Annotated in this window: 28 protein-coding genes; 15 read left to right on the forward strand and 13 right to left on the reverse strand. The window is 52.0% G+C overall.

Annotated elements, in window-relative coordinates; translation table 11 throughout:
• Nucleotides 1-42: 42 nt before the first annotated feature.
• The 12 genes from EBA_RS09990 (at nt 43) to EBA_RS10045 (ending at nt 8,020) form a co-directional block, all read left to right on the forward strand.
• The gene (locus EBA_RS09990; RefSeq protein ID WP_225616089.1) at nt 43-513 is read left to right on the forward strand and encodes a protein tyrosine phosphatase family protein; all 471 of its coding nucleotides are present in this window, start codon (nt 43-45) and stop codon (nt 511-513) included.
• Entirely contained in the window at nt 506-1,150 is a 645-nt protein-coding gene (locus EBA_RS09995; protein ID WP_192374588.1) for a glutathione S-transferase family protein, read from the forward strand. Before EBA_RS09990 ends, EBA_RS09995 begins: the two co-directional genes overlap by 8 nt.
• A 23-nt stretch (nt 1,151-1,173) precedes the next feature.
• Complete coding sequence (locus EBA_RS10000; RefSeq protein WP_192374589.1) at nt 1,174-1,464, forward strand: antibiotic biosynthesis monooxygenase family protein; 291 nt, start codon at nt 1,174-1,176, stop codon at nt 1,462-1,464.
• Between the two features lie 69 nt (nt 1,465-1,533).
• The gene (locus EBA_RS10005) at nt 1,534-1,905 is read left to right on the forward strand and encodes a VOC family protein (protein WP_192374590.1); all 372 of its coding nucleotides are present in this window, start codon (nt 1,534-1,536) and stop codon (nt 1,903-1,905) included.
• Between the two features lie 4 nt (nt 1,906-1,909).
• On the forward strand, nt 1,910-2,524 hold the full coding sequence (locus EBA_RS10010; protein WP_192374591.1) for a hypothetical protein: 615 nt from the start codon (nt 1,910-1,912) through the stop codon (nt 2,522-2,524).
• Between the two features lie 181 nt (nt 2,525-2,705).
• Nucleotides 2,706-3,317: a TetR/AcrR family transcriptional regulator gene (locus EBA_RS10015; RefSeq protein WP_192374592.1), complete on the forward strand. Its 612-nt coding sequence runs from the start codon at nt 2,706-2,708 to the stop codon at nt 3,315-3,317.
• Nucleotide 3,318: 1 nt separating this feature from the next.
• Nucleotides 3,319-4,452 carry a methyltransferase gene (locus tag EBA_RS10020; protein ID WP_192374593.1) on the forward strand — a complete coding sequence of 378 codons (1,134 nt, stop codon included), beginning with the start codon at nt 3,319-3,321 and terminating at the stop codon, nt 4,450-4,452.
• 13 nt (nt 4,453-4,465) lie between these two features.
• Complete coding sequence (locus EBA_RS10025; protein ID WP_192374594.1) at nt 4,466-4,618, forward strand: hypothetical protein; 153 nt, start codon at nt 4,466-4,468, stop codon at nt 4,616-4,618.
• Nucleotides 4,619-4,781: 163 nt separating this feature from the next.
• Entirely contained in the window at nt 4,782-5,771 is a 990-nt protein-coding gene (locus tag EBA_RS10030) for a hypothetical protein (protein WP_192374595.1), read from the forward strand.
• 169 nt (nt 5,772-5,940) lie between these two features.
• A complete protein-coding gene (locus EBA_RS10035) occupies nt 5,941-6,516 on the forward strand; it encodes a hypothetical protein (protein WP_192374596.1) in 576 nt (191 codons plus the stop codon).
• 74 nt (nt 6,517-6,590) lie between these two features.
• The gene (locus tag EBA_RS10040) at nt 6,591-7,373 is read left to right on the forward strand and encodes a hypothetical protein (protein ID WP_192374597.1); all 783 of its coding nucleotides are present in this window, start codon (nt 6,591-6,593) and stop codon (nt 7,371-7,373) included.
• Between the two features lie 278 nt (nt 7,374-7,651).
• Nucleotides 7,652-8,020, forward strand: a complete 369-nt coding sequence (locus EBA_RS10045) for a hypothetical protein (protein ID WP_192374598.1) — start codon at nt 7,652-7,654, stop codon at nt 8,018-8,020.
• Between the two features lie 113 nt (nt 8,021-8,133).
• Here EBA_RS10045 and EBA_RS10050 read toward each other — a convergent pair whose 3' ends face one another.
• Together EBA_RS10050 and EBA_RS10055 are read right to left on the reverse strand one after the other, a co-directional pair.
• A complete protein-coding gene (locus tag EBA_RS10050) occupies nt 8,134-8,766 on the reverse strand; it encodes a DUF4400 domain-containing protein (RefSeq protein ID WP_192374599.1) in 633 nt (210 codons plus the stop codon).
• Between the two features lie 3 nt (nt 8,767-8,769).
• A complete protein-coding gene (locus tag EBA_RS10055) occupies nt 8,770-8,958 on the reverse strand; it encodes a transposase (RefSeq protein WP_225616091.1) in 189 nt (62 codons plus the stop codon).
• Between the two features lie 109 nt (nt 8,959-9,067).
• On the opposite strand from EBA_RS10055, the gene EBA_RS10060 reads away from it, so the two are divergent.
• Nucleotides 9,068-9,508, forward strand: coding sequence for a hypothetical protein (locus tag EBA_RS10060; protein WP_192374600.1), 441 nt, complete (start codon nt 9,068-9,070; stop codon nt 9,506-9,508).
• Complete coding sequence (locus tag EBA_RS10065) at nt 9,495-9,836, forward strand: hypothetical protein (protein WP_192374601.1); 342 nt, start codon at nt 9,495-9,497, stop codon at nt 9,834-9,836. Before EBA_RS10060 ends, EBA_RS10065 begins: the two co-directional genes overlap by 14 nt.
• A 22-nt stretch (nt 9,837-9,858) precedes the next feature.
• On the opposite strand, the gene EBA_RS10070 is transcribed toward EBA_RS10065, so the two are convergent.
• From EBA_RS10070 to cysK, 11 genes are all read right to left on the reverse strand, one after another.
• Nucleotides 9,859-10,341 (reverse strand): hypothetical protein, encoded by a 483-nt coding sequence (locus EBA_RS10070; RefSeq protein WP_192374602.1) that lies wholly within the window; start codon nt 10,339-10,341, stop codon nt 9,859-9,861.
• 13 nt (nt 10,342-10,354) lie between these two features.
• Entirely contained in the window at nt 10,355-10,732 is a 378-nt protein-coding gene (locus EBA_RS10075) for a hypothetical protein (protein WP_192374603.1), read from the reverse strand.
• Nucleotides 10,733-10,854: 122 nt separating this feature from the next.
• Nucleotides 10,855-11,343, reverse strand: a complete 489-nt coding sequence (locus EBA_RS10080; protein WP_192374604.1) for a DUF3368 domain-containing protein — start codon at nt 11,341-11,343, stop codon at nt 10,855-10,857.
• A 6-nt stretch (nt 11,344-11,349) separates the two neighbouring features.
• Entirely contained in the window at nt 11,350-11,694 is a 345-nt protein-coding gene (locus EBA_RS10085; RefSeq protein WP_192374605.1) for a UPF0175 family protein, read from the reverse strand.
• 144 nt (nt 11,695-11,838) lie between these two features.
• The gene (locus EBA_RS10090) at nt 11,839-12,396 is read right to left on the reverse strand and encodes a FlhC family transcriptional regulator (RefSeq protein WP_192374606.1); all 558 of its coding nucleotides are present in this window, start codon (nt 12,394-12,396) and stop codon (nt 11,839-11,841) included.
• Nucleotides 12,393-12,704: a flagellar transcriptional regulator FlhD gene (locus EBA_RS10095; protein ID WP_192374607.1), complete on the reverse strand. Its 312-nt coding sequence runs from the start codon at nt 12,702-12,704 to the stop codon at nt 12,393-12,395. Before EBA_RS10095 ends, EBA_RS10090 begins: the two co-directional genes overlap by 4 nt.
• Before the next feature lie 18 nt (nt 12,705-12,722).
• Nucleotides 12,723-13,499 carry a transglycosylase SLT domain-containing protein gene (locus EBA_RS10100; protein ID WP_225616093.1) on the reverse strand — a complete coding sequence of 259 codons (777 nt, stop codon included), beginning with the start codon at nt 13,497-13,499 and terminating at the stop codon, nt 12,723-12,725.
• A gap of 836 nt (nt 13,500-14,335) precedes the next feature.
• A complete protein-coding gene (locus EBA_RS10105; RefSeq protein WP_192374608.1) occupies nt 14,336-15,985 on the reverse strand; it encodes a family 2A encapsulin nanocompartment cargo protein cysteine desulfurase in 1,650 nt (549 codons plus the stop codon).
• Nucleotides 15,972-16,889 carry a family 2A encapsulin nanocompartment shell protein gene (locus EBA_RS10110; RefSeq protein ID WP_192374609.1) on the reverse strand — a complete coding sequence of 306 codons (918 nt, stop codon included), beginning with the start codon at nt 16,887-16,889 and terminating at the stop codon, nt 15,972-15,974. Before EBA_RS10110 ends, EBA_RS10105 begins: the two co-directional genes overlap by 14 nt.
• Nucleotides 16,890-16,987: 98 nt before the next feature.
• The gene (gene epsC / locus EBA_RS10115) at nt 16,988-17,917 is read right to left on the reverse strand and encodes a serine O-acetyltransferase EpsC (RefSeq protein ID WP_192374610.1); all 930 of its coding nucleotides are present in this window, start codon (nt 17,915-17,917) and stop codon (nt 16,988-16,990) included.
• Entirely contained in the window at nt 17,914-18,891 is a 978-nt protein-coding gene (gene cysK, locus EBA_RS10120) for a cysteine synthase A (protein WP_192374611.1), read from the reverse strand. The genes epsC and cysK overlap by 4 nt, the downstream gene beginning before the upstream one ends.
• Here cysK and EBA_RS10125 point away from each other — a divergent pair.
• Nucleotides 18,890-19,048, forward strand: coding sequence for a hypothetical protein (locus EBA_RS10125; RefSeq protein WP_192374612.1), 159 nt, complete (start codon nt 18,890-18,892; stop codon nt 19,046-19,048). The genes cysK and EBA_RS10125 overlap by 2 nt on opposite strands.

Raw genomic sequence — 19,048 nt, forward strand, 5'->3', positions numbered from 1 at the left:
CGAATTACTTCAACGTGTTACGTATACAGGCGACTTTCGCTATTGAATAACCCCATTGAAGCTGAAAACGTTTATCATGTATTCGACTGGCTTTGGTGTTCCGCACAGCTGTCAGAGAGCGACATAGCCACACTGCCGGCGATTGGCATAGAGGCAGTGATCAACTTGGCGCCGCCAACGGCCAGCAACGCATTGCCAGGCGAAGCCGAATTGGTTGCGAACCAAGGCATCACTTATATTCAAATTCCCGTGGCGTGGGAACACCCCAGGCTTAGCCAGCTGGAACAATTCTTTGCTGTCCTCAAGGCATTTAAACGACATAAGGTCTGGGTGCATTGCGCAAAAAATAAACGGGCGTCCGCTTTTATTTATCTCTATCGCCGGTTGTGCCTGGCGGAAGAGGAGGGGGCTGCATCTTATCCGATGAGCGAAATCTGGACGCCGAATCCCGTCTGGCAAGCATTCATTGACCAGGCTATTCAACACATTAAAGGGCCATCGGCGCATGATTAAAATTTGGGGAAGACGCAGCGCGTACAATGTGCAAAAGGTGTTATGGACTATTGGTGAGCTAGGTTTGGCATATCAACATATCGATGCCGGCGGCAGCGCGGGCGGTCTCGATCAGCCCGATTTTCTGGCGATGAATCCGCATGGCCGTATTCCGGTATTGGTCGATGGTGACCTGACAGTCTGGGAGTCCAACAGCATTGTCCGCTATTTGTGCGCCAATTACAGTCGCGGTAATTTGTGGGCCGAAGCGCCGGCAAAACGCTCGTTGGCGGAGCGCTGGATGGACTGGGAGCTGGCAACACTGCAGCCCGATTTTCTGGATTTGTTTTGGGGATTTTACCGGACCCCGGAAGCACTGCGGGATCAGAAGAAAATTCAGCATGCCTCGTTGCGCTGCCAAAAACATTTTGCCCTCTTGGATACGCATCTTGCCGAACAGGCTTTCGTGGCGGGCGATGCGTTCAGTATGGGCGATATTCCCGTCGCCACCTCGCTTTATCGATATTTTGAAATGGGGATTCCGACGCCGGAAATTCCGAATGTTCGCAGATGGTACTCTACTCTGTGCGAACGTAAAGCTTTCCGCGAGCATATCATGACGTCGTTCGATGAGCTGTATGCTCGGCAAACGTTTTAATGACGCTGGCAAGTAGAGAAAAAATGATTTTGGAAATTGCAATACTCAACGTCATCGCCGGACGGGAGTTGGAGTTTGAGGCCAGCTTTCGTCAGGCGTCAGGCATTATCGCCTCAATGAAAGGCTATGTTTCGCATCAATTACAGCGCTGCATCGAACATCCCAACCGATATGTATTGTTGGTCAATTGGGATTCGCTGGAGGATCATACCGAAGGCTTTCGAGGTTCCGTCCAATACGACGAATGGCGTGCCTTACTGCATCACTTCTATGAGCCGTTTCCAATGGTAGAACATTACTCGTTGGTGATGTAGAACTCGTGGTAGATAACGGAAAATTATTTATTTCTTTATTCGAAGGAACACGGAGAAAGGTTTAGCATTATGAGAGTAGTTGGTATCGACCACGTGCAGCTAGCTATACCTCCAGAAGCAGAATCAATAGCTCGTGCGTTCTACGGAGGGCTTCTTGAATTGAGTGAGATTCCCAAACCTGCCCAAATTGCTTTGCGTGGAGGCGTGTGGTTTCAATGTGGAAGCTTGCAGATCCACCTTGGGATCGATAGGAATTTCAATCCCGCTAAGAAATCGCATCCGGCATTGTTGATCGAGGGTTACGAAAAACTCTTGAAAAAGCTCGCAGACGCGGGCTGCGAGGTGCGGAAGGATACTTCGATTCGTGACGTTACTCGCTGTTTCACGTCCGATCCATTCGGTAACCGAATTGAACTGATTTCAGCTGATACAGGCTTCTAACACTATGCATATTTTCGAAAAACTCGGCGGCATCGCCATCATCGTGGGATCGCTATTGCTCAGCGCCTATGCGGTCTTGTTCCCAATATTATTGCCGTTAGGAACAGGAGGCATCGACTATGCCGAGATGGTGCGCAGTCCAGGCTGGGTGCCTTTAGCGCTGGTCGCCTTCGCTGGCGTGTTAGCCTTGCAGGTCGGATTCTATGCGGTTTATGCCAAGATGCGTGACACGGCCGGCGTGCAGGGCGCCGTCGGTTTTTTGTTCGTCGAGGCGGCTTATTTGCTGCAAGTCTGCAAGGTGACTTGGGAGCTGTTTCTTTATCCCGTCATCGCCCGCTATCCAGAAACGGCCTTTCTGCTGCGCGACGCCGTCATCAAAAACGATCCGGCGGTGTTGGCGTTTAGAGTTTCGGCTTCCGTGACCATATTGATCGGCATCGTGCTGTTTTGCCTGGCTATCTACCGTTCGGCGATCTATCCCAAGTCGGCAGCGGCATTGATCTTCGTTGGCGCCGTGGTTTATGCGCTGGGGCCGATGATTTCGGTATTTGTGTCTGTCGCCGGGATTTTTACCTTTGCCGTGGGCTGTATGCTACTCGGAGTGCGCTTGCTGCGCTGACTGCGAACGTGGCCGTCCCGTAGAAATAAACGCAGAAAGCATGACGCGTGGCGGCGACAGGCATATCGACTTCCTTCAATTGCGCTTCAATCAAACCCCGCATCTTGATTGGCAAATTTGCTAGGGCAACTGCGGCGCCGGTGCTAACCTGCCGCCTTCATGGCTTGCAGGAGTTTTTACGATGAACGATATTCGCGACCCGGTTTACGCGCGTCTGCTCAAGGCGGCGCTGGACTGTTTCCTCGCCGACGAATACCACAAGGTCACCACCCGCGCCATCGCCGACCAGGCGGGCGTCAACATCTCGATGATCCGCTATTACTTCGGCAATAAGGAAGGTCTCTACGAAGAAATGATACGCGAGACGCTCAAGCCCCTCCTGGACATGCTCGACAGCGATACGCTGTCCGAGGCCGGGGGCCTAGCGGGCTTTCTGCGCCTGTATTACGACACCATGCGCAAGCATCCCGAATTCCCCAAACTCATCCTCAAAGTGTTGGCCCTTAACCACGGGCCGGGCCGGCGTTTCATCCTGCAATTACTGGAACGCGGCCGCAGCGGTGGCGCACGGCGGCTGGAACAACTGAAGGCAAGCGGGCAGGTCGATAAGGCGATCAATCCCGACGCGGCGCGCATGGCTTTCGTCAGCCTTGCCATGATGCCGATGCTGCTGAAAGATATTTTCGAGGAACAGATGGGCGGGCAGATGGACGAAGCCTTCCTCGACGAACTTGCCGCGCTCAACGGCAAACTATTGGCAGCTGGCATGGCTGCCGCACAGCTAGGAGCGTGACATGACATTGCAAAAGAATGCTGGCGCGGTGCGCCGTTTCGCCGGACTCGCTCGATTCGGCGCTTGGCTGCAAAATCTGCCCAACAAATTCGTGCCGCCGCCGTTCCGCCTGATGCAGATCGGTTCGGCCTATTGGCAATCGCGGGCGCTGTATGTCGCCGCGCGGCTGGACATCGCCGGCACGCTGGCCGACGACGAATTAAGCGCCGAAACCCTGGCCGAACGCGTCGCCGCCGACGCCGATGCACTCTACCGTTTGCTGCGCATGCTGGCGGCGATAGGCGTGTTCGAGGAAGCGGCCGACAGGCGCTTCAAAAACAACCCGCTTTCGTCCTGCCTGCGCCCGGATCATTCCCAAAGCGTGCGGGCGATGGTGCTGATGCACAACTCGCCGGAAATGAGCCGGCCGTGGTTCGAGACACTGGAGCAGGGCGTGCGTAACGGCGGCGTGCCGTTCGAATCGGCGCACGGGGAGGCATTTTACGATTACTTGGACGCTAATCCGGAATTCGACCAGCTGTTTGCGCAGGCGATGGATAGCGTGGAAGCCTTGGCCGGGGGCAGCTTTGTTACCGATTTCGATTGGTCGCGCTTCGAGCGCATCATCGACGTTGGCAGCTCCAAGGGGGCAAAATCGCTCGCTATTCTCAAACGCCATCCGCACCTGACGGCGCTGGTGGCCGACCGCGAACAGGTTATTCGCGGCGCGGCGCAGTTCTGGAAGGAAAAAGGCGTGGGCGCCGCGCTGCAACGCATGAGCTTCGAAGCCTGCGACCTGCTGCAAGCGGTGCCCAAGGCGCACAGCGACAAGGACATTTACCTGCTGAGCGCGGTGCTGCACGGCTTCGACGACGACACCTGCGTCGCCGTGCTGCGCAACGTCGCGCAAGCCGTCACAGATAGCGATGCTACCATTGCCGTGTTGGAGATGGTAATGCCTGACAGCCGGGCCGACATCGCCACGGCCTCGTTTGACATGCAGATGTTCGTCAACACGCGCGGCCGGGAAAGGACGCTGGCCGAATGGCGGCGGCTGTTCGATGCCAGCGGATTGGTACTTCAAGAGGTGGTGAGCTTGCGAACGTTCGGGAAAATTTTGGTGCTGCGAGCGGCTCACTGCGCCAGCCCGGTATGACTCTGGAATCCGCGTGGCGAGAGTTCGCTTACACTGGTATCCGGATCAATCCCGGCAGGCTGCGTCGTTTTACGACGGGACGGCGAACTGGATGTTCGGCTGGTTGCTGCGGATTTTACCGGTAAGGCTGGCTGATCATATTGAACAAACAGCAAAAGGGGCGTAAATGACACTATTCGCACAAACATCCCTTTGCCGGCCCCCGCATAGCGTTGACTTGCTGTGGGCTATATGAGTTTTCGCTATCGCCTCTTTTAAGTGTTAAAAAAAATAACCGTATGCCGCTAAGCTATGGATCTAGAGTTTTTCTCGAAATAGGAGAAATGAATATGACCAGTATCAATGCATCGAACACCACGCTATCTCCTTCGGCCATTTCGCAGAAACGAATGGCTTCGCAAGCGAATGAAATACAAGGCAACAATAGTGCGGTAATATCCAAAAGCACCACTGACAAGGCGACTTTTAGCGGTCACGCATTATTGTTGTCGAGGTTGTTCCATACTAACGATCCGAATGCCAGTCCCGAGGTGGCAACGGCATTTACTATGAATAATCTGAGTGGCAATTCCGCCAGTTTCCTCACACAGGCGGATAGAAAACTGATGGAGCGCGCCTATGACTATGCGCAATCCAGCGGCATGGATTTGGAACAAGTCGATAATTTGGCTTTTGATTTGGCAAACTATCGTTTCCTACAGGTCACGGGTAATAACACCGAGGAAATAGCCGGACAATCGGGTATTTATGATGCGGAAGGCAATCCTTGGGTAGGCAAATACAATTCCCAAGACGCCGAGCAAGTCAAGCGGATATTGACCGATCCCTCGGTCGAATCGACCGACATCGATAAAGGCTTTCTGGCCTATTTGCTGAACCCGCAAATCAGCGGTTTGACACATGCCGTTAGCTTTGCCGCGTTGGTAAAATTCGTTCCTGCATTGACCTCACAAGATAATCCATCGGCGGATAATGCGGCAGCCCGAACCGAGCAAGTCTTTACGCCATCCGATCCAGGCCTGGCTCAGGCCTTGTACCGTATTGATCATCCCTACCAAGGCGCAAAATGGCAGACCGGGGCCAGCGGCCAAAAAAATACCACTGATCAGCCTTGGCAGCATCTCAGTAAAACAGAGCGTAAACAAATCATGGAAGCCTATCAACTGGCATTACTGCATTCGGCCGACGGTAATCTCAATCTCATAGAGCAGATGTCTCGTTTGTCCGGCATCGCCAACATGCAGCGAGATCCAAATACCGCCTCCACCGTGCTAAAGCAATTGCTTGCCGAAACGACAGCGATCGACATGCGAGCCTAGCATCCCGGCAACAGGTCAACGTTAGGTTTTTGCCTCTTCCGGCAAATTATTGCCGTTTTTTCGATGGTCTGATGCTGAAGTTCCTTCGCCGCTGCGGTAATTGGGGTAATTGTTAGATGGCATAAGCATTGCTTATCCTAAGAGCATGCCGCTTTGCCAGAAAATGACCATGACTTCGACCATCCCTGCCGTATCCAATTTCGCATCCAATTACACCACGCTCAGCGCCCGGCGCGGTGCGCAATCGCAGGATAGCCAGCCCAGCCAGACGGCTACGCAAGACACCGTTACGATCAGCACAGCCGGCCGGCTAGCGTTGACAGCCGATAGCGCAACTCGAGCAGATACCACGTTCCGGCAGATCATCGCCGAAAAAACTGCCGGAATAAACTTTCTGCGCAGCAGCGCATTGGCCAACCCCGATTCAAGTGATTTTGCGAAACTCGCCTACGACCTGGCGCACGACGAGTTGTCGGATGGTCAAGGCGGAGGCGGCTTGCTTAGCTTGGGTGCTTCGCCCAGCGATCCGTTGCATTTCACTAGCGGCGAGTTGGTTACCGAGGAGAGCAAAGCCTATTTCACGCAACAGGCCAGCAAGTATAGGCAAGCAGCCGTTCGGCTTTATGACGAGGCTAAAGCCGCGGGCGTCAGCGCCGGCGAAAGCGTCAATCGTTTGTACGATTTACAAGGCCGGCAACCCGACCGCTTCCGAGCCGTGATGATGTGGCCTGCAGCGACCGGTTGACTTGAGCCGTCCGAATCTATGCAAACGCCAACCATCTATATTCATTGAAGCCTGCTATTTGCAAGGAGTTCGCCATGAGCATACAAAACGTCAATAACGTCACGCCAACCGCGATTCAGCAACGCCACTTGATACAAATTCCGGACGCGAATTTTTTCTCTGACTTTAAAACTGCGTATGCCCATTACCAATCCGCTTCGCCAAGCAACCCATCGACGGATGCCAAGCAAAGCCCATCCACGACCAGTTTGTCGGACGTGATGGGGCTGACCTACACCGAAATGGCCGCCGTCCGAGGAACCAGTGCCAACGATCAAACGGCGTATGCCGCCATTTTGAATCGAGCCTATAGCCAAGGCGGCATGAAAGATCCCGTGGCGTTTTTACAGAGCCTGACGCCGCAAGAACAAGGTATCGTACAACGGGCGCATTGCTTGGCTGATCCGATTAACCCGGCGACGATGAGCAAGGAAGGCGCTTACAATCTGTTGCTGCCGGACGGCTACCAGGTGGATTTCGATCATGACGGTATTCAAGAGGTCGGTGCCGGAAAAAGTGTCACCTTCCCACCCCTTGATGCGCCGGAGCAAGTCAAACAAGCTTGGCTGACGGCAACGCAAAACATGGACGAAGGTGAAATGATGACGTATCAACTTCGAATGCATACCATGCTGTACGGCATTAACGTCAACGATCAAACCGGCAAGTCCTTGGCACCGACCGACCAAATCGACAGCTACCGCGAGGGCGTCGATAAATTCCTGGCGTGGCTGGAATACACCAAAGCCTCGACACCCGCGGATCAGTATGCCCGCGACAAGGCTTTTTTCAGCGACATGAAACGGTTATTGGCGTAAGCGGCATCAACGTAAATTAACGATCTTGCCGGCGAGACTTTGGATGAGCGGTTCGATCCACGTCAAGCTAGCGGACCAGCTAATGATTTTCGACTCAATCATTCGTCGCTCCTGCCGATAATGTTCACGCGAAATTAAGGAGTGTATATATGCAGATCGGCGCAAATTCATCCCAGCATAACTATCGATTCTTGGAAAGCGTCGATCCCATGCCTTAGCAAAATCGATTAAAGACCACCGATAGCACACCAATTGGTCAGAAATTCAATGCAAAACAAATGGCATTGATACCGTATGAGCTGAAACAGGCATTGGCAAGCGCGGATTTGCGGCATATTTCGCCGCATGAGCTCGCTAAGTTGGGCGGTTATTTGAATTTCAATGGTGAGATTTCCGACAATGCCGCCGGTGAATTCCTGGTGTTAACGGTCAACAATGACCAATACGACTTGAACCCGGACGTGCCAATAGATGCCATCAAGGAATACGAAAGGCGCTATGCGCTCATTAACCAAGCGATCGACAGCGGCGAACAAGGCATGGAAGATGCCAGACGCTATTTAGGTGACGTGCTTCACACGCTTTACAATCTGGACAATGCCGCAACGTCGTTAAGAGTCGGTTCGCAAATCGACACCAAGGCGTGAAATAAGACAATTAGCTGAGGCGGCCCTAAAAAAATGAAGTCAATGGCTGGTGGCACGTGGGGGTTAGCAGGCTGTTGAATTTTAAATTTAATCTGTACTTTTTCAATAACCTGTTAGACCCGCTTTTGCGTATTGGCCAACAAAACGTTAACGGCGTAGGCAACGGCAAGGACGCTCATAGGGATGGCTTGTGGCGGAATCGGGAACGGCAAGGTCAAACTGACCAGCAACAGATACAACACGCCCAGAATCAGGTAAAGGCTGTAGCGATGAGCCATGGGACTTGGGTAATCGAAATTGGTTTGGCTGATCTTGCGCCGTACCAGTCCGTCGATGACAAACGGCAACAAGGCGGCTGTTAGGTATGGCAACCAAATGCAGGCGGTGGTTAGACGCTTGATCATTTGAAAGATGGTGTCCCACAGCACGTTGAGCCGGCTTTCGATGAAGGGAAACAAATCGTGCCGTCTCACATCCTCGAAGCCTTTGGACATTTGGCGTTCGCACGCGGTCGGGATGAAATAGCGGAACACGCTTTCTCGGATGCCGGTGCTGACGAACAAGCGATCAAACCAGCGCTGCGCGGTATGACTGATCTGAGATTCTTTTTCAATACCAAAATAGCCGATCATCATCCGGTCTTCGGCGCGCTGCAGTTCAGGCGTCCAGCGGTCGGAAACGAAGCTGGCTACCAGGATCATTTCCAGTAGCCAAAGCATCAGGCTGAACAACAGATTGCGTGTCATGAGCTAGCGCCTCGACGGTCTTGTGCCGACCGTATCCGTCGGTGCCACGTTGCTCATCCAGGTTTTTAAGGTATGTATGCTGAGGTTAGATTCGTCGGCAATGTCTTGAATGGTTCGTGTTCCACGATTGTAGACTTTCGCCAGGGCTTGCTCTCTGAACTCGTCAGAATACCGCTTCTTCGGGGTGATCATTTTTTGTCTCAAATTTAAAGGGGTCTAAAAATTTGAGGCGACAACTATTCTGACGCTGGGGGATGCACCGCAAGCCGATCAAAGCTGGGATGCCAGCCGGAACGAATTCTTGAAGTCCAATGCACCGGAAACAGGCAAGGTTCAGGCGTCAGTCGAACAGGCTCAACTTAAAGACCCACGGGCTGAAACTGAATCGCTAAATCAGCGTGCTCAGGCACAGATTGGTTCAGCGACGGGGAAAATAGCCGGCGGCGAAGCCCGTATCGAAGCACAACATGATCGTGATTTGGCCGAGCGTGAACAAAATTCAAGAGAAGGCTTTGGGCAATTGGCGAATGTCAAAGCCGAGCATTTTAGGCAATCGATTGCGGCAGCTGCCAACGAAACGCCTTCAGTTGCTGAGGTAACTTACGATTACTTAGGCGGGAGTATTTACAATACTGCTAAGAATATCGAGGCTGCAGGCGTTGCTGGAAACGAGTATGTAAAAAAATATAACGGCATTATGAACAAGCTAGAGCGAAAGATGTTGGAATTTGGGATTCAATAAAATCCGCGCATCATTTTCCTATACCGGTTTTAAACAAGTGACGGATGCTTGGGTAGACCAACGAATGACTGAAGTTGCCGAACGTATCACTCCATGTCAGCAAGCCTATTATCGCGCCGCTATGTTCGAGGCATTTGCTGGGTTCGATGTGGCGGGATCTAGTCAAGGTGCTCTTGATGGGCTAAAACAGCGTTTGATTGATGAGGAAGGCGAGCAGGAAGGAAACAATATCGCCAAATTACTGATTAGCGCAGTTGGTCAAAACAGAGCAGATTTAGTCAATCAGATTGGAAACTATAATCGGGCTCTCGGTAGAATTAATTACTAAGCGGCCTCAATCATTGGAAGAATCACAGGGCCTGTATTAGCCTCGAGATTGTCGCACGAAGCAATAAAGCCATGAAAAATCCGCCAGCATAGCCAAGAAGACTCGGGTTTTGTATGGCAGCTATAGCTATTAATGCAATTAATGACGCCCAATAGTAGTTGCTTTCATGAGAGAGTTTGACTGCTGTAAATTCAATGCTTTGATAAAGCAACTCGGCCAAACAAGTTATACCAAAAATTACAGTAGCATAAAAAACGTATAGTCCTATTGGGTCGGGTAGTTTTAGCCAATCACTCAGAGAAAGTAACGCCATACAGCCAAGTGTAATTAATGTCGTTATCCTTAAAACGGTCAATGATAATTTCTGATTTTCACTCCTCCGCTGAAAATCTTGGAAACGGAGCGCAAGCGAAGTGAAGATTTTTAGTCCCCGATAGCCGTAGCGCCGGGCGGGTATTCGCAGCGAAGCGGAGAAAACCTGCAAGGCATCGCGACACGGCGTCAAGTCATGCGAGAGCCTAAGTTTCGACCCCTTGCTGGGTCGGAACGAGGTGGCGCGGACGAATCGGGGCGCCGCAGGCATAAGTGGTCGCGTAATTTTTGCCGATTTTTTCCTGCTGGGAAGCTCGAAAAAATCTTTTGGCAAAAATAGCGACTCCCCGGGTTAAAAACCTTTTGATGCCGCTCGGAAACCGCGCAAACGTCGCACCACAAAAAGGACAAATCGATTTTGTTGGTTGCCCGTAATAGGTAATGACGCGCGGCACCATGATTCGATGGCAATCAGGGCAGTCGACAGTTGCATGATGGCCATTAAACACCGAATGATTTGATCGGGATTGAATCGATTGGTTGGACCTTTTGAATCGATTTGAGAGTGATGACTGTGTCGGCATAGCGTTCTCCATGCTTAAGCGGTTGGGCAATCCTACTGCGAATGAACTAACGTTCCAAGTCGGTTTGTTAAATCAAAACGATTTCAACAAGGCAAAGAAAGATGACCTGCATATCGAGCGGTTTACTCGCCGACACTCGCCAGAATCTTGTTGATTACAGTCGCTGAAATTCGAAAATCCGAGCGGTGCAAAACTTCAAAAGCAGACCGAGCCGACGCAATCAAACCTCGCTTTTTGGCTAATCCGATCACGGCGGCAGTGCCGACAATTTGCAATTCATATTCTTTGGCCACCGCCCGTCCGGCACGTTCGTCCATGATCAGCAAATAGTTTTCGGGCGATGATAGCGCAATGTTAATGCAATCCGTTTCGCCAGCGTCCAGATCAATGTCCAAACAGGATATGATAATTTCCGGCCATACCGTTAACCAACCTGAGTCGAATGCTTGGGCCAATGCTTGTTCACCTGGCGCCAATTTGCCTGGTAAAACTTCTTGTTTAACCGTTTCGGGAACGAAAACCTGGCCAAATAACTGGGGTAGCCAGGTTAAACCGTCTACTAACGCCAGTCCGATCAATGGACTCGCATCGACAATCACTTTTTGGGTCATCAGCGGTCAGACTTGGTTGAGCCACTGGTCCAGAGTGTCCAAATCATCCTCAACTTCATCAGCCGTTTGATCGATGACGGAAATACCCAAGCGCGAGACGTGCGCAATAAAGTTTGCCAACGGCATATCGGCGAGTTTAGCGGAGCGAGCAAGGGACAGATTGCCGTCTTTGAATAAGGCCGTAGCCAGGGCTTTACGCACACCTGGCATACCGATGATTTTGGCGGCTTTGAGGCCAACCATCACCGCGTCAGGTTCGTTTCGATTCATGACCAGAACCATATCCTCGTGGGCCATGCGCAAGGCTTCGCTGGGATTGTTCTTTAGACCACTGACATTCACGGTTTTCATAGCCTGATTACATAGGAAGATAGGATGGGTGGATTATAAGCCTCTGAATGAAAATTGATGCAACAATGTGAAGTGGGATCGACCTGCCTTGACAACGCATCGACCGCTATGGGACTAAGTAACTAAGTTTGACTGCTCCTAGGATCAGTTACTCGTTGATCGCTCTCTGGATTTAGGGATTTGGTTTAGCATGCACATTTGGCAGACCTGTTGGTATTTACAGCCATGAATAACCAAATAGGGTATATGGCAGGTCGTACAGTAAGGTAATTCAGTGAGTCCGTCTCTCAAGGCTTCGACGATAATCCAGGCTTCATCGAAATTAGCTGGCCGTATGCGGCCAAACGGTCGGCGTTCTTGAATATGGTTTGGATAAAATGCACAAAATGTGTCCCAGGCAAACACCATGGCATTCAGGTCAATTTCTGCCCTGATAGCGCCTGAGCAAGCGCTTCGATAGATTGAAGCAAATAGGGCCATGTAAAGAAACGACTCGCGTGACTGCGGTATTGTCATAATGCTGGGGACGAGCCCCGCCACTGGGCTTTCGTGGTGCAGCGAAAAGTAAAGATTACACAATTCTTTAGGGCGCAGCGTTTTGATGACCCGGCTGGCCAATTTGGTACGCAACTTTCGTTTCAGTAATTGATAGGCCCAATACTGATCTTTGAGTCGAGCAGCAAAAGCGCAATGGTTGCTCATGACTCTGCTGAATGGGTGGACAAAAGCATCAGGAGTTCGATGGCTCGTGAGTCGATTACATCCGGCACTTCGGTTTTTTGGGCGTTTAGGAATTTGCTCCATTTGTGCGAGTTGAAACGGGGAACAAAGGTGAGACAATCGCTTCGAGCCAGACTCTTCAACTGTTCGAGCGGCATCTTTCGGAGTAATGAAACCGCTTCGGTCGTTAGACCTAAGCAGAACATGGCTTTTTGTTCGCTCTCGGAAAAAATTAAGGATTGAGCGACGATGAGGTAGTCGAGATTGAGTTTGTAAAGATTTTCATCCATTCAGAAATCCTCGATGGACTAAAGAATCGCTCGGATCTGATCGGCCAAGGCAATCACTTTCTGCCCATACTGGATGGCGGCGGGCTCGTTTTTCCAACTGTAATATCGGCCGATGCCATGCGCGAGATTGCCAGGCGCCGATTGGATGGCCTCGGAGAGTACGCTTGCGCCAATTTCGAGATTAGTGCTCGGTATCAAGAGTTGCTCAGGTTTCGCAACACGGTGGCCATGCCACCGTAGATTTACTTGCATAATGCCAATATCGATATTGCGTTTACCTTGATCCATCAATTGATAAAGCAACGCTTTGGCTTCCTTCTGGCTGCGAGGAATAAAGGCGTTGCCAGCGTTATTGATGGCCCAGGGCGAAGGTATGACACGATTCTGTCCATCGTTTTTTCGCGACTCCGTGAGCGCAACGGCATACAGAATGTAGGGGTCAATACCATGTCTCCCAGCAACTTGCCCCCAAAGCGTGTTCCGTAATTTGGTTTTTGATGGCGGAGACGGATGGCTGTTGCTATGGGTTTGAATGGATTCAGCAGCCATGGATTCCATGGTTTGGCTGATGATGCAAAGGCCACCAAGAATGCCAAGCCGAAGGTGCTTAACAATAGGAAACTTAAGCTTAAGATTTTTTGAAGGAATAATGAACATCGCAAGCTCGCCGTAATGGTGTTGAGGCGAGTTTACGATGATGCCGAAAATTCTATATGTTGGAAAAACGCTTGTTTTGGCTCTTTTACCTTGATTTGTCAACTTTGGCAGGTGTAACAACAAATGTTCGCTTGGCATCACGTTAGGATGTCAAGCCAAAAATTAGCGCTTAGATTAATTGGAATGTTTGACGGAGTATCTTTATGAAGACAAGCCGAGCTGATCACGCCGGTTCACAAGGTTAACTCAAACACGATTTTCAAGTAATTAAGCCCGCCTTCGGCAGTTGTTGCTTGGTATAGGATTTAGTATAAGTATGAATTTGCATATATAAAAATCCCTTTAAAAACAATGAGCACGCTCTGCTGCATCATCGGTGTGTGTTGCATGGTGTTGCCGTTCTTGCTGTCTTGAGATTTATCGATGTTCATTTATGAGCAAATTTGTCTTGAGTTCTAAATCGAGTTTAACTTGTCGATTCGTCAAACAATCGTATTTAAAACGCCCTTACATGCCTGCATAGCGAACGATTGTAGACTGTCGGATTTAGCGCGAGTTTTGTATCAACAGGTTGCAACGATTGGGGCATTAATCCGGGTTAATCCTGGATGGACAGCTGTCCGCGGGCATAAATTAGCCGCTTCCGTCGGGACTTTATCTGATGCTATTGTCGCTTGGGACGCCTTTAAAAACCAGCTCGAATCAAGACAAGGCTTTTGAGCTGCAGGCGGAACAAGTAAATTAAGGCATAAGATTTGGTAATAGCGGCGTCGGATAAACATCCGCTGGCCGAGCTATCCGGTAAGCAGGTAGTTCTTCAGCTTATCTGAAAGAGAGGGCTATCAAAAATGAAATGGACTGTAATAATGGCTTCTCGGTCATGGGCGAATAAGCCATATCGTTAGGGTAAGAAATCTATTGTATTTCAAGCAAGAGTATTTGAGGTCAAGGCTTAAAGCCTTGACCTCAAAATGTTAACCCAAAAATCGCCGTGTGGTGCACTGCAGGCGCTTCAGGGTTGCCGATAACCTATCGATTTCCTCATAGGTGTTATAAAACGCCAAAGAAGGCCGAACGGTCGTTTCCAGACCGAAGCGGCGCAGTATTGGTTGTGCGCAATGGTGGCCGGACCTTACGGCGATACCGACCTCATTCAAGGTTTTGCCAATGTCTTGAGTGCTATGACCATCCATTACAAACGAGACCACACTGGTCTTTTCCGGCGCGGTGCCGATCAAACGCACACCAGGGATGGCTTGCAAGGCATGCATGGTGTAAACCAGCAGTTCATGCTCGTAGCGGGCCACATTTTCGATGCCGATCTTATTCAGATATTCCAGCGCCGCTCCCAAGCCCACCGCGTCGGCAATATTGCCGGTGCCGGCTTCGAATTTGGCGGGTGCCGGTTGGTAGACGGTTTTCTCGAAGGTGACGTCTTCGATCATATTCCCGCCGCCTTGCCAAGGCTGGGTAGCCTCCAGAACTTCCGCTTTACCGTACAGCACGCCGATACCGGTCGGGCCGAAGATTTTGTGACCGGAAAACGCCAGCCAATCGCAATCCAAGGTCTGTACATCAACCTTCAAATGCGACACCGATTGCGCGCCGTCTAAAAGTACCTTAGCGCCTGCCCTATGAGCCAGTTCGATCATTTCCTGCGCCGGTGTGACAGTACCCAAGGCATTCGAGACCTGCGTAAACGACACCAATTTGGTTTTGGCACTCAGCAGTTTTTGATACTCGGACAAAATCACTTGGCCGTTATCATCGACAGGAATCACTCTGAGTACCGCACCGGTTTCCGCGCACAGTTGCTGCCAGGGCACGATGTTGGCGTGATGTTCCAGCCAGCTGATGACGATCTCGTCGCCCGCGCCAATGTTTTGCTTACCCCAACTTTTGGCTACCAGATTGATGGCTTCAGTAGCGCCACGCACGAAGACCACTTCATCGGCGGACGAGGCATTGATAAAACGCGCGACGATTTGCCGCGCGCCTTCATAGGCATCGGTCGCACGTGCCGCCAATTCATGCGCGGCGCGGTGAATGTTGGAATTTTCGTGCTGATAAAACTCGGAAATCCGATCAATCACCACCTGCGGCTTTTGCGTGGTCGCTGCGTTATCCAGCCAGGCCAGCGGGTAACCATTCACGCGCTCTTGCAAAATTGGAAAGTCTCGCCGCACAGCATGCACATCAAATGGCGGATGCGCAGAGCCTAAACCGGGTATTTGCGCCGCGCGAGCCAATTCCGATACGTCGTTTAAAAAATAAAACGATGAAGCGCTGGGCGTGGTGGGCTGACTCTTACCAAACGGTGTGGCAAGGGCGGTTTGCAAATCCGCTGTGCCGGGCAACGCAAAACTGCGCTGCACCAAGGCCGAAATAGCCGAGTCGTCGATACCAGGCCGGGAGTCGAAACCGGAACTGACGTTGTTAAAAGGTACGGCAGTTGCCGCCGAGACCGGCTCGGTATCGATGGCTTCGCCAGCATTAGGCACTTCCCGAAAAAACTGATTGGCCAGGCGCGTCAGTTCGGCGGTGTCCGGCAAGCCGTCGGGCACCGTGCCGCCGCTCAGCGCTTGCTGCGCCAAGCCAGCCAGGTCACTGTTATTGGTAGTCATAGTAGTTGCCTATTTCGACATTCTCCAATACGCCGATGGCATCTTCGGTCAACACGGCCAGCGAGCAATACAGGGATACTAGGTAGGACGCGATAGCCTTGTGGTTGATGCCCATGAAACGCACGGACAGGCCCATGCTCAGTTCGTCGGTCAGATTGGGTTGATACAAACCGACCACGCCTTGCCGGCTTTCGCCGGTGCGCAACAGCAGAATGTTGGTTTTGCCGTTGGTTATTTTCAGTTTGTCGGTCGGAATCAAGGGCAGGCCGCGCCAGGTTAAAAATTGGGAACCGAACATGGAAATGGTTGGCGGCGGTGTACCACGGCGAGTGGCCTCGCGGCCGAACGCGGCGATGGCGCGAGGGTGGGCCAGGAAGAAAGCAGGCTCTTTCCAGACTCGGGCAATCAACTCGTCCAGGTCGTCCGGGGTTGGCGAGCCTTTGCGGGTTTGCACTTTTTGCGATGGCGCGACGTTGTTTAACAAGCCGTATTCGGTGTTGTTGATCAGCTCGCTTTCTTGGCGTTCTTTTACGGTTTCGATGGTCAATCGCAGCTGCTCGTGGATTTGGTTGTATGGGCTGCTGTACAAATCAGCGACGCGGGTGTGAACGTCCAATACGGTGTTGACCGCGTTCAGGCGATATTCACGGCCCCATTCTTCGTAATCCACATAGGTTTGCGGCAATACTTTCTCATCCAGACTAGAACAGTCGACCGCGATGCTGGTTTCGCTTTTAACTTTGTTGACCCGGTAAATACCCGCTTCGACCGGGACCCAGTGCATCAAATGCACCAGCCAGCGCGGGGTGATAGTACCCATCATGGGCACGGTTTTGGTGGCGTTGGATAAGGTGCGCGCAGCGACGTCGCCTAACGCGGTATGGGCTTGATGGATGTCTGACATGGTGATTTTCCTTTCTTAGTGGGTGGTGGTTTGTTAAACGTGTTTTTAGTTACGGATTAAGTGGGTGGCTTCAAAAATATCCGGATTGCTTTTGCCTCCTAAATCCCGCCGCCGCCGGCAAAGACTTCGGTTCGATTCTGACCCTGGCTGACCAGACTGTCGGGCGGGACGCTGTGGGTTAGCCAGACGTTACCGCCTATCGTCGAGCCGTGGCCGATGGTGATTCGGCCCAAAATGGTGGCGCCGGCGTAAATCACCACATCGTCTTCGACGATGGGATGGCGGGCGTGGCCCTTGACCAGAATGCCGTTGTCGTCCTTGTCAAAGCGTTTGGCACCCAGCGTGACAGCTTGATACAAGCGCACCCGACGGCCGATGATCGCGGTTTCGCCTATCACCACGCCGGTGCCGTGATCGATAAAAAAACTTTCGCCAATTTGCGCGCCCGGATGGATGTCGACACCGGTGGCGGAATGCGCCACTTCGCTAATGACTCTCGCCACTAAAGGCATACCTAGCTCGTACAGCGCATGCGCCAAGCGATGATGGATCACGGCGGTAATGCCGGGATAACAAACCAACACTTCGTCGGAGCAACGCGCTGCCGGGTCGCCTTCGTAGGCGGCTTGAATGTCGCTGTCGATCAACTTCCGCACGCTGGGTAGCAGTGCTGCGAATTGACGCGTGATGTCTGAGGCCTGACTATGCGTATCTAGGGACAGGCCGTGCTGTTCGGCAATGAATTGCAATTCCAGGCTAATTTGTCGGTGCAATTGGCGGAGCAGTGAGTCCAGCGTATGGCCGACGAAATAATCGATGCCTTCGTCGGTGAGGTCGGGCATCCCCAGCCGATTGGGGAAAAGCGCCGCGCCCAGATTGTCGACGATTTGACTCAACACCTTGCGCGATGGCAATTTGGGCGGATGTTCGCGGCGATGGCGATTTTCCAGGGATTGCAGACGCAATTCGCGCAATTCGGCGACCAATGCATCTATTTCCCAGCGTTGGCCGTTTTCGCTTGAGGTCATAGCGCTACACCTTGCGGGTCGAATAGGCCTTCAAACAAGGTCGAACTCAAATAACGCTCGCCGGAATCCGGCAAGATGACGACGATGGTTTTGCCTTCGTTTTCCGGACGCTTTGCCACGCGGACGGCCACGGCCACTGCTGCGCCACAGGAAATGCCGGCCAGAATGCCTTCCTCGCGCGCCAGCCGCCGGGCGTAGTTAATGGCATCGTCGTTGCTCACCAGGGCGATCTCGTCCACTAGCGACAAATCCAATACCTCCGGTACGAAACCAGCGCCTATCCCTTGAATTTTGTGAGGCGCCGGTTGCAGCGGCTCTCCGGCGCGAAACTGAGTCAATATCGGACTGGCCTCGGGTTCTACTGCAATAGAAACGATGGGTTTGCCTTGTGTAAATTTGATATACCGCGAAATGCCGGTAATCGTGCCGCCGGTGCCGACGCCGGACACTAAAATGTCGATGGCACCGTCGCTGTCGGTCCAGATTTCCGGGCCGGTGGTGAGTTCGTGGATGCTGGGGTTGGCGGGGTTTTTAAACTGTTGCAGCAATACATAGCGGTCCGGATCGGATGCGGCAATTTCTTCGGCTTTGGCAATCGCGCCTTTCATGCCTTTGGCACCCTCGGTGAGGATCAGTTTGGCGCCGTATGCCACCAATAATTTGCGCCGTTCCAGACTCATGGTTTCCGGCATGGTCAGGGTCAGTGGAATACCGCGCGCGGCGGCCACGAAGGCTAGGGCGATGCCGGTATTGCCACTAGTGGGTTCTATCAGTTCTTTGCCGTCGGTGAGCAGACCGCGCTGCTGGGCGTCGTTGATCATGGCCACACCGATGCGGCATTTCACGGAATAGGCTGGATTGCGGCCTTCGATTTTGGCTAGCAAAGTCACTGGTGCGCCGTCGGTAATGCGGTTTAGCCGGACTAAAGGCGTATTACCTATCGATTGCGAGTTGTCTGGATACCAATGTGTCATGGCGGTATTACTCCCTTTTGGTTTTCTGCGGGCCAAAAAAAAGCCAGCAGCCTGCTTAGGCGTACTGGCTTCCGGTGGTCCGGTCAGCGATTTTTTTAAAATACTTGGTTTAAACGAAGGCTGTCAATACAGGTACGGGCAGCTTAGGTTTACTTAA

This window comes from Methylomonas albis, assembly GCF_014850955.1.
Classification (GTDB): domain Bacteria; phylum Pseudomonadota; class Gammaproteobacteria; order Methylococcales; family Methylomonadaceae; genus Methylomonas; species Methylomonas albis.

Excerpts from the sequence above, each read along its gene's own strand:
- EBA_RS10050 (WP_192374599.1), bottom strand. The coding sequence starts at position 8,766 with ATGACACGCAATCTGTTGTTCAGCCTGATGCTTTGGCTACTGGAAATG.
- EBA_RS10110 (WP_192374609.1), bottom strand. The coding sequence starts at position 16,889 with ATGTCAGACATCCATCAAGCCCATACCGCGTTAGGCGACGTCGCTGCG.
- EBA_RS10100 (WP_225616093.1), bottom strand. The coding sequence starts at position 13,499 with ATGCCAAGCGAACATTTGTTGTTACACCTGCCAAAGTTGACAAATCAA.
- EBA_RS10005 (WP_192374590.1), top strand. The coding sequence starts at position 1,534 with ATGAGAGTAGTTGGTATCGACCACGTGCAGCTAGCTATACCTCCAGAA.
- EBA_RS10095 (WP_192374607.1), bottom strand. The coding sequence starts at position 12,704 with ATGGATGAAAATCTTTACAAACTCAATCTCGACTACCTCATCGTCGCT.
- EBA_RS10035 (WP_192374596.1), top strand. The coding sequence starts at position 5,941 with ATGACTTCGACCATCCCTGCCGTATCCAATTTCGCATCCAATTACACC.
- EBA_RS10055 (WP_225616091.1), bottom strand. The coding sequence starts at position 8,958 with ATGATCACCCCGAAGAAGCGGTATTCTGACGAGTTCAGAGAGCAAGCC.
- EBA_RS10125 (WP_192374612.1), top strand. The coding sequence starts at position 18,890 with ATGGCGGTATTACTCCCTTTTGGTTTTCTGCGGGCCAAAAAAAAGCCA.
- EBA_RS10010 (WP_192374591.1), top strand. The coding sequence starts at position 1,910 with ATGCATATTTTCGAAAAACTCGGCGGCATCGCCATCATCGTGGGATCG.
- epsC (WP_192374610.1), bottom strand. The coding sequence starts at position 17,917 with ATGACCTCAAGCGAAAACGGCCAACGCTGGGAAATAGATGCATTGGTC.
- EBA_RS10105 (WP_192374608.1), bottom strand. The coding sequence starts at position 15,985 with ATGACTACCAATAACAGTGACCTGGCTGGCTTGGCGCAGCAAGCGCTG.
- EBA_RS10000 (WP_192374589.1), top strand. The coding sequence starts at position 1,174 with ATGATTTTGGAAATTGCAATACTCAACGTCATCGCCGGACGGGAGTTG.
- EBA_RS10020 (WP_192374593.1), top strand. The coding sequence starts at position 3,319 with ATGACATTGCAAAAGAATGCTGGCGCGGTGCGCCGTTTCGCCGGACTC.
- EBA_RS10075 (WP_192374603.1), bottom strand. The coding sequence starts at position 10,732 with ATGCCGACACAGTCATCACTCTCAAATCGATTCAAAAGGTCCAACCAA.
- EBA_RS10085 (WP_192374605.1), bottom strand. The coding sequence starts at position 11,694 with ATGAAAACCGTGAATGTCAGTGGTCTAAAGAACAATCCCAGCGAAGCC.
- EBA_RS10015 (WP_192374592.1), top strand. The coding sequence starts at position 2,706 with ATGAACGATATTCGCGACCCGGTTTACGCGCGTCTGCTCAAGGCGGCG.
- EBA_RS10040 (WP_192374597.1), top strand. The coding sequence starts at position 6,591 with ATGAGCATACAAAACGTCAATAACGTCACGCCAACCGCGATTCAGCAA.
- cysK (WP_192374611.1), bottom strand. The coding sequence starts at position 18,891 with ATGACACATTGGTATCCAGACAACTCGCAATCGATAGGTAATACGCCT.
- EBA_RS10090 (WP_192374606.1), bottom strand. The coding sequence starts at position 12,396 with ATGAGCAACCATTGCGCTTTTGCTGCTCGACTCAAAGATCAGTATTGG.
- EBA_RS10080 (WP_192374604.1), bottom strand. The coding sequence starts at position 11,343 with ATGACCCAAAAAGTGATTGTCGATGCGAGTCCATTGATCGGACTGGCG.
- EBA_RS10030 (WP_192374595.1), top strand. The coding sequence starts at position 4,782 with ATGACCAGTATCAATGCATCGAACACCACGCTATCTCCTTCGGCCATT.
- EBA_RS09995 (WP_192374588.1), top strand. The coding sequence starts at position 506 with ATGATTAAAATTTGGGGAAGACGCAGCGCGTACAATGTGCAAAAGGTG.
- EBA_RS10045 (WP_192374598.1), top strand. The coding sequence starts at position 7,652 with ATGGCATTGATACCGTATGAGCTGAAACAGGCATTGGCAAGCGCGGAT.